At 59.0% G+C, this 14,832-nt stretch carries 15 protein-coding genes; 12 read left to right on the top strand and 3 right to left on the bottom strand.

Annotated features, from left to right (window positions below):
* The first annotated feature begins 299 nt into the window (after positions 1 to 299).
* Entirely contained in the window at positions 300 to 1,310 is a 1,011-nt protein-coding gene (locus BLV49_RS05595; RefSeq protein WP_143033972.1) for a hypothetical protein, read from the top strand.
* A 231-nt stretch (positions 1,311 to 1,541) separates the two neighbouring features.
* Here BLV49_RS05595 and BLV49_RS05590 read toward each other — a convergent pair whose 3' ends face one another.
* On the bottom strand, positions 1,542 to 2,486 hold the full coding sequence (locus BLV49_RS05590) for a PDDEXK family nuclease (protein WP_091181082.1): 945 nt from the start codon (positions 2,484 to 2,486) through the stop codon (positions 1,542 to 1,544).
* Between the two features lie 414 nt (positions 2,487 to 2,900).
* On the opposite strand from BLV49_RS05590, the gene BLV49_RS05585 reads away from it, so the two are divergent.
* The 6 genes from BLV49_RS05585 (at position 2,901) to BLV49_RS05560 (ending at position 6,035) form a co-directional block, all read left to right on the top strand.
* The gene (locus tag BLV49_RS05585) at positions 2,901 to 3,494 is read left to right on the top strand and encodes an HAD domain-containing protein (RefSeq protein ID WP_091181079.1); all 594 of its coding nucleotides are present in this window, start codon (positions 2,901 to 2,903) and stop codon (positions 3,492 to 3,494) included.
* Positions 3,491 to 3,832 carry a hypothetical protein gene (locus BLV49_RS05580; RefSeq protein ID WP_091181076.1) on the top strand — a complete coding sequence of 114 codons (342 nt, stop codon included), beginning with the start codon at positions 3,491 to 3,493 and terminating at the stop codon, positions 3,830 to 3,832. The genes BLV49_RS05585 and BLV49_RS05580 overlap by 4 nt, the downstream gene beginning before the upstream one ends.
* 187 nt (positions 3,833 to 4,019) lie before the next feature.
* A complete protein-coding gene (locus BLV49_RS17410) occupies positions 4,020 to 4,520 on the top strand; it encodes a GIY-YIG nuclease family protein (protein ID WP_091181073.1) in 501 nt (166 codons plus the stop codon).
* 158 nt (positions 4,521 to 4,678) lie between these two features.
* Positions 4,679 to 5,032: a hypothetical protein gene (locus tag BLV49_RS05570; RefSeq protein ID WP_091181070.1), complete on the top strand. Its 354-nt coding sequence runs from the start codon at positions 4,679 to 4,681 to the stop codon at positions 5,030 to 5,032.
* Between the two features lies 1 nt (position 5,033).
* Complete coding sequence (locus BLV49_RS05565; protein WP_434061452.1) at positions 5,034 to 5,726, top strand: SOS response-associated peptidase; 693 nt, start codon at positions 5,034 to 5,036, stop codon at positions 5,724 to 5,726.
* A gap of 57 nt (positions 5,727 to 5,783) precedes the next feature.
* The gene (locus BLV49_RS05560) at positions 5,784 to 6,035 is read left to right on the top strand and encodes a hypothetical protein (RefSeq protein WP_143033971.1); all 252 of its coding nucleotides are present in this window, start codon (positions 5,784 to 5,786) and stop codon (positions 6,033 to 6,035) included.
* A gap of 367 nt (positions 6,036 to 6,402) precedes the next feature.
* Here BLV49_RS05560 and BLV49_RS05555 read toward each other — a convergent pair whose 3' ends face one another.
* Both BLV49_RS05555 and BLV49_RS05550 read right to left on the bottom strand, forming a co-directional pair.
* Positions 6,403 to 7,236 carry an aldo/keto reductase gene (locus BLV49_RS05555; protein WP_091181064.1) on the bottom strand — a complete coding sequence of 278 codons (834 nt, stop codon included), beginning with the start codon at positions 7,234 to 7,236 and terminating at the stop codon, positions 6,403 to 6,405.
* A 199-nt stretch (positions 7,237 to 7,435) separates the two neighbouring features.
* Positions 7,436 to 8,611, bottom strand: a complete 1,176-nt coding sequence (locus BLV49_RS05550) for an ROK family transcriptional regulator (protein ID WP_091181061.1) — start codon at positions 8,609 to 8,611, stop codon at positions 7,436 to 7,438.
* Positions 8,612 to 8,924: 313 nt separating this feature from the next.
* Between BLV49_RS05550 and BLV49_RS05545 the strand changes: the two genes are divergently transcribed.
* The 5 genes from BLV49_RS05545 to BLV49_RS05525 all read left to right on the top strand — a co-directional run bounded on the left by BLV49_RS05545 (position 8,925) and on the right by BLV49_RS05525 (position 14,814).
* Positions 8,925 to 10,214, top strand: coding sequence for an ABC transporter substrate-binding protein (locus BLV49_RS05545; RefSeq protein ID WP_091181058.1), 1,290 nt, complete (start codon positions 8,925 to 8,927; stop codon positions 10,212 to 10,214).
* Between the two features lie 216 nt (positions 10,215 to 10,430).
* Positions 10,431 to 11,321 (top strand): carbohydrate ABC transporter permease, encoded by an 891-nt coding sequence (locus BLV49_RS05540; RefSeq protein WP_218132597.1) that lies wholly within the window; start codon positions 10,431 to 10,433, stop codon positions 11,319 to 11,321.
* Complete coding sequence (locus tag BLV49_RS05535; RefSeq protein ID WP_091181050.1) at positions 11,314 to 12,210, top strand: carbohydrate ABC transporter permease; 897 nt, start codon at positions 11,314 to 11,316, stop codon at positions 12,208 to 12,210. The genes BLV49_RS05540 and BLV49_RS05535 overlap by 8 nt, the downstream gene beginning before the upstream one ends.
* A 35-nt stretch (positions 12,211 to 12,245) precedes the next feature.
* A complete protein-coding gene (locus BLV49_RS05530; protein ID WP_176980734.1) occupies positions 12,246 to 13,409 on the top strand; it encodes a M20/M25/M40 family metallo-hydrolase in 1,164 nt (387 codons plus the stop codon).
* A 28-nt stretch (positions 13,410 to 13,437) separates the two neighbouring features.
* Positions 13,438 to 14,814 (top strand): aminopeptidase P family N-terminal domain-containing protein, encoded by a 1,377-nt coding sequence (locus BLV49_RS05525; protein ID WP_091181043.1) that lies wholly within the window; start codon positions 13,438 to 13,440, stop codon positions 14,812 to 14,814.
* Positions 14,815 to 14,832: the final 18 nt, after the last annotated feature.

The following is a 14,832-nucleotide window of genomic DNA, read 5'->3' as shown; positions in this document are numbered from 1 at the left end:
CGATGTCCAACGGGGCCAAGGGGTATTTGACTGAATCGGCACGGCTAGCGTCGCTTCAAACTGCAACACTTCTTGCTAGTACGTACTTTAGGCGATCTGGCCAGGCGCGATCGGCACTGCACGGACTGTCCGTCGGTGGAGGTGACGAAGACCGTTCGGAACAGCTAGTTCGTGCGCTTCGCCTTCGCGTCGCTATTCAGAGCGCGGTAAAGCTGACGGATGCCGCGGACGAAATCAATCGACGCCCAACGTTTCACTACCGCCGGCGTCGTCATTCTTCTAGAGGTGAAGTGCGTGGGATGCTAGACCTCACGCGCGTTTCGGGTGGTGTGGGTCTGGTAGGCGAACCGGAGTACCCGATAGTGGTTGTAAAACGGGAGCACGCAGTCCCCGAGAATATCGCGGTGTGTGCTGCACTGCTCATTGTGCATCGCGAGCTAGATCTCGCTCGAGAGTTCATACCGAAAGCCAGAAGAGGTGGTCCGGAGTATGTGGCTGCGGTACGGCTTAATGAAGTAGTTCAGCGAATGCTTCGCCAACCGTGGCTCGCCGGGATACGTGACGAGGCGTTGAATGCCATCCGGAGGGGATCAATTGAGAGCGTGGCTGATGCTGCAAATGGACGCGTTGTTGCTGGGCACACGACAAGTCCGACCGCCTATAAGCGAGTCGTTGATTGGTTGATTGCGAGCCTTGAGGGTGCGCCAACCGAGGTCGGGGGTGAAATCGACTGGTCGTACTACGGATCTGATTTCGATGAGACGCTCTTTGAGCTGTGGTGTCTGGAGCAGATACGCGAGCGGATGAGCGCAAGGTACGGTGGCGAACGCAACGAGTGGATTTATGGTGATCCCCAGCCTGTGTTCGGCTCCGATGACACTCCGAACGGGACGCGACTCTCACTTTACGTGCAAAGTGGTCTTCGCAAGACACTCAATATTGAGCCGCGTTGGCGTAGCGTCGAATCGAGTCGCAAGAATGCTAAATCACGCCTGGGGGGTGTTCCGGATTACCTCGTGGTGGGGAGCGAAGGTCAGCACGTCATTCTTGACGCGAAGCTCCGCGATCGGTCCAGACGTCCAACTGAGGAGATCTATAAGCTTCTCGGCTATTTCAACAATTTCGCGCACCAAGACCCGACCTTTGGAGTCATCTTGTATTACGCGAAAAGCCCTCGTGTTCCTGCATATGAGATGTTCGAGACGGCTGAGGGCGGACAGATTCTCGCGTTCTCAGTAGACCCCGAGCGCCCCGATGGCAACGAAGAGGGCTGGACAGCCCTGCTGAATCTCTTGGACCGGGTCTGCTGACTCACGCACAGCGCGTGTGGTCACAGCTTAGGACCGCCCGGACCGCAGAATGGGAGCAGGCCGGAATTCCGAGGAAACGCACGAGTACATGCTCGGGTCGCACTCTGCGCTCGACTCGATTGTTAAGCGTTACCAGGTGACAGGCGGCCAACATTGCCGTTGGCCTCTTTGGGTGGGAGCCGTGACCCGCGACCCTTGCCTCGATGAATTGCTGGGTACGCTTCGTCTGTCTCATCCTGCGCCAGTCTTCCGCTGATAAGCCACGATGCGATGCCCGTCCGTGCGGGACGTCCGTGTCGACGGCTGCTCAATCAGGGGCAGGAAGGGATCAATTCTGGTCCCGGGCAGCAGATACACCCGCATCCATTCACCGGAGGACTCGAGGAGATTGCGTAGCTGTCTCGCGAACTGTCCCTCCGAAAGCGTGCTTAAGGAAGAACCTTCGGACATCTGAGCAGCCATCCACGCCTGATATATCCGGTGTGCTGACTGCACGAGCACGATATCCGCGACAAACCTGGGCGCGTAGAGGTGCCAGAACCACTGTAGGTCAATGCGAGGAGCATATCCCGGCGCTGCCATTTGCGTGGCCACTCGTGGACGCCTTCGTCGTTCCTGCAAAGGCCAGCGAGCACTCGACGCTTCGCTCTCGCCGTCTTCGATGCAAGCGGGACTGAGCGCCACGCCATCGACGTTCATGCCATATGTAAATGCCGTGATTTGGTGGCCCCTGTTCCGGAGATACAGGAGATTGTTTTCCGTTCGCGAGTGGAAGGACTGGGCGATCACAATGGCGTGCTGTGTTTCATTGATCGCTTCTGGAAGTGGAAGCCCGAACTCTTGCTGGAAGGCATTTAGCAAATCGATGCCGTGCTCGTCACGCGCAAGCCGGATGAACTCCTCCGGACTTCTGTTCTCGATGGCGTTCAGATAATCGAGCACCTGAGCGGTCGTCTCTGGCAATGCTGCCCCGAGCTTCAGCTCGATGACGTAGACGGTTCCGTCCCAGTCGATTGCCAGCAGATCGATTCGGCAGCGCGGCCCTGCGGAGACTTGTCTCCCGATGATCATCACATTCATGTCGAGGGATGCGAGGAGCTGGGGGAGCACAACTTCCAGGAAGCTCTCGAGGTCGGCCTCGCAGTCGAACTCGTCGGACGAGTCACGGTAGGTCACGGTTAGTCATCCTCCTCAAAGCACGGGTGAAGCTGAGCGCAGAGGCAGAATATGACGATCGCTGTGCGGTATCAGGGATCTGAAAGTCCAGCTGCCGAAGCGACACTGGAAGACGAGTTCAACGTGCGACTTGCCTCGAATGCACGGCGTGTCGTGCATTTTCCCTCGCTAACGAACGAATAGTTTGCCCAGGAGCCAGTGATGAATTCCGAGTCGACAGATAGCCGGCATATCGCATGTCCGAGGCGTGACAAGGTTTCAGCCGACACCGGTCGGTCTGAGCACATGCGGACACTCTAAACTAGAATCGTCCCTATAGAAACGCCAGTTCAGGCAGCAAAACGGATTTGCTGGTTTACGAGCAATTTACGGCCTTAAGGAGCCGCGGGGGACTTACGGACCGAGAGGAGCTTTATGCCGGAGCCAGATCTGACGCTGATCGCCTTGGACGTTGACGGCGTGCTCAACTCATTCACGAAGAAGCCAAGGACACCCCACGCGAAGGCGCTAGTGGGCCGGTGGAATATCCAATGGCAGCAGGCGGTCCTCGATCGGCTGAAGGCTCTCCTCGCACTGCCGAATGTCGAGGGCGCCTGGGTGACCACCTGGCTTGAGGAGCCATGGTTGCTGGATGAGCTTGAGCAAGCCCTCGGGCTGGAGGGGCTGGTTCCGCACCGCGCGGACCACCCAGCTGTGCAGACACGATCTGGCCACACCATCATCAACGACGTGTTCGATGAGTACATCTCGTTCTACCCGGAGACCCGTCACTGGTGGAAGCTCCGCGCTATGGAACTCCTTATCGATCGTCTGAGGCCCGCGCGATTGGCATGGCTCGACGACGACCTCGGCAGCGATCTCCATGGAGATTCCTGGCGGCTAGGAATCACTCCTGAGCGGTTCCTCTTGCGCCCTCATGCGGTTTCTGGGCTGCTACCGGGTGACATGAGCCAACTTGAGCACTGGGTGTCCATCGGCGACCCGCCAGCACGGAGGGGTACGGCATGACTCTATCGATCCGCGAAATTACCCGACGTCTGAATGCCGGACTCGGGCCTACCCTGGTCGCCGGATTGGCCGGCGCTAAAGACGCGAGAATTTCCCGGGAGTGGTCCAAACACGATGGGCCCGTACCGGGTCCCGCCGAGGCCAAGCAACTCGCCTTTGCCTATGAGCAGTGGCGGCGAGTGGTCGAGGTCGAGGGTGAGCAGGTCGCCCGGCTCTGGTTCACCGGAGGCAATCCTTGGCTCGGCGACTATGCTCCGGTGACCGCGATACGCGAAGACCGCTTCAAACAAGTCAATGCCGCTGCCCAGGCGCTGATTGATGATGCTAACCATCGGTAAACAGAAGAAACCGGGCTTTACGCTGGTTATCCGGTGGGACGACCTCCCGACACTCACGCGTTGGGTGCCCTCGTTTCAAAAGCAGATCGACAACGCGCGAGTAGAAATCGCGGGAAGTTGAGCCTGTCCGCTGCCGCCGCACGGCTTCTGTCTCGTTGATGTCCGTACAGTTCCTCGCGAGAAAGGCGTGTACGGCTGGTGGTTCACGCCTGATGCCCTTCCGGTCCCGCACAGCGAGTACGCAACCGCGCGAGGTCTTGAGCTTCTCTATGTGGGGATTGCTCCCAGGAAGCCGAGTTTGGCAGGTACGGAGAGCAACAGCCGTCTCCGGGACGGGCTCACTGCACATTCGATGAAGGACGCCTCAAGGTCGACACTGCGGTTGAGCCTCGGGGTGCTGTTGTCGGACGAGCTCGGACTCACCCTCGGCGCGTATGGTGGCAGGCTGAACTGGGGGCCGGCTAGCGAGGAGAAGCTGACGCGTTGGATGCTCGGACACGCTCGCATCAGTTGGGTCATCGATGACGCGCCTTGGGTCATTGAGAAAGAGTTGCTTGCGAGCATCTCGTTGGCGTTGAACCTGGACGGCCGTACCGACGGCTTTGCTATGTCACTCTCCGAAAGACGGCAGCGATTCCGGCGTGATGCTCGTGCGTCCGCGATGGCACCTTCCAAGAATGGAACTTGACTCTGTCCCTCGGCGCCGCGTGGTCACCTCGCGGTGTCGAGCGCATAGCTGCTTCGGAAGATCGTCGATGTTCTTGCTTCCTCAGCTGTCCTCCCGGCCGTTCTACTGAGAAGCAGTTGAGCCTTGTCACCGGCAACTGCAGGGGCGAGAATCGGCCCATGGTGATCACGCAGGCGGACTACATTGCGCACGAGGCTGCAGCTCTGCGCGACGCGCTGACGCGCGGTGACGAAGACGACGCCCGAGAGACCGCCGCCACACTGCGGCATGAGCTGCACTCACTCCTGCAGACATTCGACCCGGAAGGGACTCAAGAACCGAGAGTCACCATGGTGCGAGGCCGTTACGTGTATCCCGACCACACCGGTCTTCCGGACAACGTGTCGCCGCTCTGGCGGGGACCGTACGCGGACGCGCCATCAGCCGAGAGCGATGTTCTCGACGAGGAGTGGATCTCGACGCTCGATCCCGACAAACACCGCCTCTTCCCAAAACCAGGGGAGGAAGACTAGCGTGTGCGGTCGCTTTGCGATGAACAAAGAGACGGACGAACTGATCACCGAGTTCGTCGCCTCCGGCGGAGACTTCCGGGACTGGCGGCCTGCTTACAGTATCGCTCCTACGGACCCGGCACCCATCGTCCGTGAGTGGCGAGACGAGGCAGGGGACCTCCATCGGAACCTCGATGTAGCGAATTGGGGATTCCGGCCCAGCTGGGCCAAGCAGGGCGGTCCTTCACCAATCAACGCGCGTCTGGAGGGCGTCGCGAGCAACGGCATGTTCCGCAGCGCATTCACCGGGCAGCGATGCCTGGTGCCCATGATCGGCTACTACGAATGGGAGCAACAACCGGATGGCAAGCAGCCCTATTTCATACACTCCGGGGACGACTTTCTTGCAGCAGCCGGGCTCTATGCCGCACGGCGCGAAGGCGACGATTGGAAGATAACATTCACGATCATCACCCGCGCTGCTCGCGACGCGTCCGGGGAGATCCACGACCGGATGCCCGTGTTCCTGACCGCGGACGCGTGGGATCAATGGATTGCCCCCGAGAAGATCAAGGACAGCGCTGAAGCACTCGCGACGCTTGACGCGAGTTCGTCTGCGATCGCTTCAACAATGACTACGTATCCGGTAGACCGAAAGCTGAATAACGTACGCACCGCGGATCCAGAAGACGAGACGCTGATCGCGCGTATTTGACCACAAGGGAACGTTCGTTCTAATGAGTTCATGGGACTCAGCAGGTACGAGCGAGGCATGGACCGCGGCATCGATACGTTCCTCACGCGTACGCGTCCCATTTCCCTGAGCAACGAAGAGCTTGACCTCAAGAACAACCCGGTCCGGCGCCCGTCTGCGCCGATTCCGGTGCGCGCCTGGGTGCGCTTTTTCGAAGCCACAGTGCGACCTGACGCCGAAGCGATCGCATGGACAGATAAAGCGGTGCAGGCGCTGGGCGACACAGCAAGGGGCGACGCTCACGGCATGGGTGTGGGCGTCAGCAGTTGAGCGGCGCGGGTAAAGCTAGGGGGTGTTAGGAAGCTGGCTATAAGGGGCACCTGAGTAGCACGAATGAGGGCCCTGGAACGGCTGAACCGCCCGCTCGACTCTCGATTCCACTAACTCCATTCGCGCTCGTTGCCTCGTTCGGAGTAGCCGCGCCCAATGACGAGGTCAAATTGTCACCTGGCAAAAAGCGCCGTGACGCTCACAGGCCCCTCACTGGCTGACAGTATCCCCGAGCAGCCGCCATACGCCCGGTTGCTACCGGGCGCTTCCGGGCGACGACATCGAAGTGCCGAGCTCCGCTCCGACACCGACTTCGAGGTGAGCGAACATCGGTCCGAATTCTAATCGACAGGCCCGCTCGGGCAGATCAATTGAACTCATTCGGGTGCTTGTCGACCCGCCCATTCCGTTCGAGGGCGTCGATGGCGCCCATCTCGTCGCGGGTCAGCTCGAAGTCGAAGACATCGATGTTTTGCGCGATGCGCTCGGCGTGGTTCGACTTGGGGAACACGATGTTGCCGTGCTGCAGGTGCCAGCGGATGACGACCTGCGCGGGTGTCTTGCCGTGGGCGGATGCGGCATCCGCGACGGCTGGCTCGTCGAAGAGCGGGTACTTGCCCTGGCCGAGCGGGCCCCATGCCTCGATCGCGATGCCCTTCGAGTGGGCGAACGAAGTGAGCTCGCGTGACTGCAGTGCGGGGTGCAGCTCGATCTGGTCGACGGCGGGAACGGTGTCGGTCTCGGCGAGGATGCGGTCGAGGTGCTCGCGGAGGAAGTTCGAGACGCCGATCGAGCGGGTCCTTCCGTCGGCCTTGATCTGCTCGAGTGCGCGCCACGTCTCGACGTAGAGGTCGCGCTCGGGCGTTGGCCAGTGGATCAGGTAGAGGTCGACGTGGTCCAGGCCGAGCTTCTCGAGGCTGCGGTCGATCGCGTCGTGTGCCGACTGGGTGCCCTGGTCGGTGTTCCAGAGCTTCGTCGTGATGAACAGCTCGTCGCGGGCGATGCCGCTCTTCGCGATCGCCGCGCCGACGCCCTCTTCGTTTCCGTAGATCGCGGCGGTGTCGATGTGGCGGTAGCCGGCCTGGAGCGCGTCGGTGACGATGCGCTCGGCCTCGGCAGGGTCAACCAGAAAGACACCGAATCCCAGCTGCGGGATGGAATGCCGATCGTTGAGATTTATGGTCGGAACAGAACTGGTCATGTCTTAGCCAATCGTATGTATGAGTGAAGAGGAGCTGCTGCTCCGACTGCCGGAACAACTCTGTTGCGGGTGCCTGAGAACCGGGCTGGATTCGAATGTTAGATTCGGCGCCGTATTAATTTGCCGAACCGCGACGATTCCCGGCGAACAAGCCTTGTGAGAACTCCGGATGAGATTTTAAGAATTTGCTGCTGAGCGATCAGTCGCGGATCTCATAGAGCTGTTCCAGGTCGATGGGCACTATGCCGAGAGCAGCCCGGATGGTCGCATCATCTGGCAATTCGCTAGGGACGATCTGTATATCTGCAATTCCATGCATGGCTTTGAGATCAAACTCCGAGCGCAGGGGGCCGAAGAAGATTTCTCCCGCTCTCGGGAAGCAACCGCTGACGACGATCTTCTCGGGGTTGAGAATGTTTGCAACTTCTCCGAGAACTCTGCCTATGAAGTGACCGGCATCGCGGACTGCGCGAATTGCCGTGCGTTCACCTTCGTGGGCTGCCAGCAATACATCGTCAATTGACGTGTCGTCGCCGTGAAAGGGTCGTAGAACCGCAGCGACCGCGTCGCCGCCAGCGTATGTCTGCAGACAACCACGATTTCCGCAATAACAAAGAGGGCCATGCGCATCGATGGAAATATGGCCGATTTCGCCCGCCCGTCCGCTCGCCCCTCGATATATCTCCCCGTTGAGGACGATGCCTGCTCCAACGCCCGCGTGCGTAAGGACATGCAGCAAGCTCGTCACGTCGCGCCCGGCACCCCAACGAGATTCTGCAAGCGCGGCTGCGTCCGCATCGTTCTCTAGGAACACCGGCTTTTGCAGAAGGTTCTCGAATTCCTGTCTGATTCGCTCGCCGGTCCACCCGGGAAAGATGTGTTGTCCCTCGATTGTACGATGATCTGCATCCTGGGGGCTTGGCATTCCGAGGCCGACGCCTACTATACGACCTGAGTCGATTCCGGCATTCTCCATAAGGCGCTGCGTGGCGGAGATGATGCGCTGGGTTGCCTCATCAGAGGGTGTGTTGACGATGCTGCGCACCGTTTCGACAGATAGAGGCCGATACTCGAGATCACCAAGCGCCACCCGTGTAACGGTCTGCCCGATGTCGATGCCAATGACGTAACCGAGCTCGGGGTTGAAGGCTACAGCGGTGCCTCGGCGATCGGATGTCGCTGCGCCCAACTCCGAGTCGCTCATCACGACGAGTCCCTGAGCGCGTGCTTCTGAGACGATTGCCGACACCGTCGAAGTGGAGAGGTTGCAAGCTCGGGCGATCTCAGCCTGGCGCATAGGACCTCTGGCATGAAGCGTCTGTAATACCGACAGCCGGTTCGAACGCTTCACGTTTACCGAAGTGCCCGCAGTCATGTTTCTCCTTCTTCAAATCCCACCTCAGTTGTGGGCCCGTCGAACTCGTGGCTCACCAATCGTGCTTCTTTCGTACGAGTTGCGAGCGACTTCACGCTGTTTCGATGCTACACGCTCGCAGAGCGAGCAATAATGCTGAAACCACGCTCTTGCATTCCCATACATGTCCGGATAATGTACAACTGTTTCAAAAGAAACCCCCTGCAATGCCGGTTTGGTCCCGACTACGAGCGACCTCAAAAGGTGCTTGAGGTCAAGTCGCTGAATAGATCGGTCTTGCGATCCACCCGAACAACGAAGTTAAGGACGCAGCATGCGAAACAGGAAAGTAGTGCGAGGGGCAGTCGCTCTCTCGGTATCCCTTGCGACAGTTGCAGCGCTGGCGGGATGTGGGAGTTCCGCCAAAGGCGGCGGAGCCGGCGATGGTGGTCTTGAGATCTTGACGTATTGGACGGCCGGTGCGGAGTCGGAAGCTCTCTCCACCATGGTCGACCACTACATGGCAGAGAATCCGGACGCGAAGAAACCTACCGTCGCTGCCATCGCCGGTGACGGCGGAGAGAACGCGCAAGCCGCGTTGCAGTCTCGGCTTGCCGGCGGGAACCCGCCAGATACCTGGCAGACGTCCGCCGGTTACGGCGTGAGCATGTACACCGACGCGGATCTCCTGCAGGACCTAACGCCTTTGTACGAGAAAGAGGGATGGGCTGAGGACCTGCCGGCAGACGTCATTGATGCATCGACAGTGGACGGCAAGATCTATGGAGCCGTGAGTAACGTGCATCGCTCCAACACCCTTTGGTACAACGTGCCGCTAATCAAGAAGATTGGTGCTGATCCTGATTCCTTCAAATCCCTCGCAGACGTAATTGATCTTGCCCCGAAGATTGAAGCCGAAGGCGCTTCGACACTTTGCATGGCAGGTCAGAACGGCTACGGCGGACGCGTCTTGTACGAGAACCTGCTGTTCGCTGCACTTGGTCCCGACGACTGGCCCGCACTCTTCGACGGCTCCATTGGGTGGGACGACCCTCGAATTGTTCAAGCGACGAAGCTGTTTGTCGACTCGATCCCGGTGTGGAACCGCGACAACGCTTCATTGAACTGGCCCGATGCCGTGGCACCGGTTGGAGATGGCGGATGCGCGTTTACCGTCATGGGCGACTGGACCTACGGGCAGTTGCTGCTCAACGGATTCGAATATGAGAAGGACTTCGACTATGCGCTCTTTCCCGGCTCGAAGGGCACCTTCTTCGGAAACATCGACCTCTTCGTCGTCTCTAAGAATGCACCGAACCCAGAGAACGCCGAAGCCTGGGTGCGCACGGTGAACGACCCCGAGGCGCAGGTTGACTTCTCCGAAATCAAGGGGTCCGTGCCGGTGAGGTCGGATGCTGATCTCTCATCACTTTCGCCTTACCAACAGGAGACCGCCAAGCTCTTCCAAACGCAGAAGCGTGGATGGTCGTTCCAGCAGGGCAACATGGCGTCGGCCGACTACGTGCAGCAATTCACCGACCAGATGACGCTACTTACCAACAACCACGATGTTGACGCCTTCATCTCTGCGATGTCTGCGGTCGCCGATCAGCAGGGCGAGTAGTCATCCACGACATTGAAGGGGGTGGGATGCGGAGGCGCCCTGCCCCCTTCTCTCCAACAGGAGGGAAAGTCAGTGAGTAGAACTGACGTCGCGCCAGTTCAGCGCGCGCGAACGCGGAAGCGCCCGCTAACCAGCGCACCCAGATGGGTCATCCTCGTGCCAAGCCTGGTGGTCCTCGCGATCTTCGTATATGGATTCATTGGATTCACTGGGGTCGTGTCGGTCTCGCAGTGGCATGGCTTAGCGCAAGATCTGGCACCGACGGACAATATCAGCAAGAACTACGTGGATCTATTCGCCAACACCCGTTTCCAAAGCGGCATGCGAAACATGGTCATCTTCACAGTCCTCTTCCTTGCCGTAACCAGCTTGGTCGGACTTGGCTTGGCGCTACTCGTGAACCAGGTGGTCATCGCGAAGGGCTTCTTCCGAACGCTCTTCCTGTTCCCCTATTCGCTGTCGTTCGTAGTGACGGGCGTGGCTTGGCGCTGGGTCTTCAACCCCGAAGGAGGGGTGAACGTGCTGTTCAACGCCATCGGCGTCGACGACGCGCTTCGCGCAGTCGGGATCGATGACTTTGGGCCGCGATGGCTGAGCGATCCCCAGGTGTTCTTCGCCGTGAACGACGCGGTAGCCAAGATAATCCCCCCTTTTGGTGCTGTGCAGACACAGTTCGGAATTCCGGCGGCGTTGATCCCGGTAGTCATCGCGGCATGTTGGCAGTTCGGAGGCTTTGCGATGGCTATGTATCTCGCTGGACTCGGATCAATCCCGGGCGAGGTGATCGAAGCAAGCAAGGTTGACGGTGCGTCCGCCTGGCAAACGCTGCGGCACATTACATTGCCGTTCCTTAAGCCGATCACGGTTTCCCTACTCGTCATCCTCGGTTTTACAGCTCTCAAGATCTTCGACCTCGTCTACGTGATGAGTGGGACCGGCCCTGGGTTCGCCACCGATGTGCCCGGCATCTTCATCTACCAGGAGATGTTCCGCGCTCTGAATTACAACACCGCTGCAACCGCCGCGATCGTGCTTCTCGTACTGATAGCAATCATCGTCGTGCCATACCTGACGCGCACATACCGGAAGGCGGGCAGTGATGTCTGAGACCTTGCAAACCGTCGTCCCTTCACAGCGGCTCCGGTCTCCAGAACGGTTGCATGAAAAGGGTCGCTGGCAGGCGGACAGAGGCAAGAAGATTGCCACCCTCGTCGTGTTGGCGCTTGCCGCGGTGTTCGTCGTGCTTCCGCTCTATGTGGTGCTCACCAACGCGTTCAAGACGACTGAGGATGCGCAACTGAGCCAAATGTGGCTGTTGCCGCCCGAGTTCAGTCTGAGCGGGATGAGCCAGGCATGGACTCAGTTGCGCGGCAGCCTTGGCAACAGCATCATCCTCGTGATTCCTGCAACCCTCATCTCGGTGGGCATCGGGTCAATCAACGGGTATGTTCTGGCCAAGTTCCCGCCGAAGTACGCGAACGGCACGATGATCTTCATGCTTCTCGGGATGTTTATCCCATATCAAGTGATCCTTGTTCCGCTGGTTCAGACGCTGAACTTCATCGGACTGTACGGAAACATCCTCGGCCTCATCCTCACTCACATTGTGTACGGAATTCCCATCACAACGCTGATCTTCAAGAACTACTACGCGACGGTGCCGGATGAAATCATCGAAGCCGCGTCGATGGATGGGTCGGGGTTCTGGTCGACCTTCTGGCGAGTAATCATCCCAATCTCCATCCCAGGTTTCGTCGTGGGGATCATCTTCCAATTCACGAGCATTTGGAACGAGTTCCTTTTCGCCCTTGTCATCGTGCCGAACCCCGGGTCGCAGCCGATCACCGTGGCACTCAACAACCTATCGGGCACGTTCTCCGTGCAGTGGAACGTGATCATGGCAGGCGCAATCCTCACAGCACTGCCCACAGCGATCGTGTACTTCCTGCTCGGCAAATACTTCGTCAACGGGCTAATGGCGGGATCTATCAAATGACACTGCAACTTCCAAACACTCAAGGACTAAACGGAATGGATCAGGATCAGGCGCTTGCCGAACTCACGGAACTGACAGAGCTCGGCAATAGGTTCCACGGCGGCTACGGGATTGGGAAAGCAGCAAAGTGGCTCGTAGACCGTTTAAACGCGGTCGGCCTCACCGCGTCGCGCATGCCGGTGGCGCTTCCCGGATGGCACCCCGGAGCGACGGCTACTGTCACGGTCACCCATCCTTGGGAAGAAAAACTTGTGTGCTGGCCCATGCTCTGGAGCAACGGCACACGAGGACCGGTAACGGGACGCGTCGTATTCCTAGGCAATCAGGGAATATGGGGAGATTCGCAGCTGTGGAAGCGCCTATCGGTCGTCGACGATCAAGGGAGCGTTCTTGCGTTCCTCCACGTCCGTGACAAAGGCCCCGCAGCACCGCAGCCCTTACCCTCCGGGTCCGACAGTACGGTGCCTCACCTCTCGATCTCCCAATGGGACGGGGCGGCCATCATCGACCGCATCAAACAAGGCGAGACCGTACAGGTTGAGGTCAACGCTGACTGTCGCACAACATCTGACATGACCAGCGACAATGTCACCGTCACAATCCCCGGCTCGGGAACGGGCCGTGTTCTCGTGTGCGCCCACTACGACACTTTCTGGAATACTCCCGGCGCCTACGACAACGGAAGCGGCACAATTGCACTCCTCAACCTGGCACGGGATCTGTCAGCTAACCAACCCCAAAGAACCGTAGACCTCGCCTTCTTCACGGGCGAGGAGTGGCACCTGGGTGGTTCACGTCGGTATGTCGATGAAGTGGGATCAGAACGCCTGCAGGAGCTCGATTTCGTGCTGAACATCGATGGCCTCGGTGACAGTGACCATATCGAGTTGGCGAGCGGACCGGAAGAGTTCGAACAGCTTGTTTACTCGAAGATTCGAGCGAGTGTGGAACGAACCAGAGCCTCGACGACAGTAGCAACGCGTTTCCCACCGACAAAGGGCACTGACGATATGTCCTTTGCCGTTCAAGGGGTGCCAACTGCGTTTCTGACCTTCAATAACTGGCACAAACTCCACCAGCCAGATGACACTCCTAACGCGGGAATAGCACGGAACATCGCGTGGAGCGTGCCCGTCGTACGCGATCTGATCGAAACGCTAGATCGCCCTGACCGGCTTTCGCACGTCGACTTTCTCTAAGTACTCGAACGCAGATAAGGAACTTGACATGGCGCAGTTGACACATCTTCCGATTCCCAATGTGGTTGTCGGAACGCGGCCGGGGCTCATCCCGGTTGAAACCTATGCGGCACGTATTGCAGCTGCTCAGGAGCTCTTCGACGCGCACGAAATTGATGCGCTCATCGTCTATGGTGACCGGGAGAGCTTTGCCGACCTTTGCTATCTAACAGGGCTTGATCCAAGGTTCGAGGAAGCGATCTTCGTCCTCCAAAGCACGGGACTCGGCACGTTGCTCTTGGGTAACGAGAACCTTCACCAAGAGCCGGCCTCGCTCCTGAGCACCAAGATCGTGCTGTGGCAAGCCCTCAGCCCCGCAGGACAGAAGCGTGACCAGCCAGCCTCGCTGCCTGCGATCCTGCGCGAGGCGGGCGTTGAGCCTGGCATTCGCGTGGGCGTCGCAGGTGGTAAGGCGATGAATGTCGGCTATGTCGAAGACATCCAGCATGCGATCATGGCACCTGCCTACCTCGTCGACACTCTGCGTCAACTGGTCGGATCGACAGGTGACGTCGTGAACGCACAGGCTCTGTTCACCGATCCTCGAGCAGGTCTCCGCACAAGCTCGACAGCGGAAGAGATCGTGCGATTCGAATATGCGGCATCTATCACCGCGCAATCGGTGCAGCGCGCAATGGCAGCAATAGCCGTAGGCGTTCCGGAATATGTCGTCGCAGACGAACTGCGTGATGCAGGGCTACCGCACAGTTGCCACGCCATGATGCAGTTCGGTCCCCGCCAGGGGCTCTACAGTGCAACTGGGAACACGGCTTCGCTTGGAGATGCTTTCACGATCGCTTTCGGCTTGCGAGGCGGGCTCACCTGCCGAGCCGGTGCGGTGGCAGCAAGCGCTGACGATCTCACGGGCGAGAACGCAAACACGTTCGACCCTCTTATCCGGAACTACTTCGATGTCGTCAGCACATGGTGGGAGTCGGTCCAAGTTGACCGCACTACTGGAGCGGTATTCGAAGATGTGGATCGCGTACGTGACGAAACGGTTTTCGAGTTCTCATTGAATCCCGGCCACCACCTCCATCTCGAGGAATGGACGAACTCCGCCTTCGAAGCAGGAAGCGATGTGCCACTCAGATCTGGTTCATTGCTGCAGTGCGACGTGATTCCAGTCGTGCCGCGCAAGAACCAATACGTAAACATCGAAGACGGAATCGCTCTTGCAGACGGTGAGCTTCGCACCGAACTCTCCGCCGGGTTTCCCGAGTTCTGGGAGCGGATCGAACGGCGACGCGAGTTCCTGCGCAACAACATCGGAGTGAACGTGCATGAGTCCGTCCTGCCGCTCAGCGACATTGCGCTCTGGCACGCACCATACGCACTAAACCCCACGCAGGCGCTCACGCGATAGCGCGGCAAAACCTTTCAA

This window comes from Paramicrobacterium humi (assembly GCF_900105715.1).
GTDB lineage: Bacteria > Actinomycetota > Actinomycetes > Actinomycetales > Microbacteriaceae > Paramicrobacterium > Paramicrobacterium humi.
This window is presented reverse-complemented; position numbering and strand designations above follow the sequence as displayed.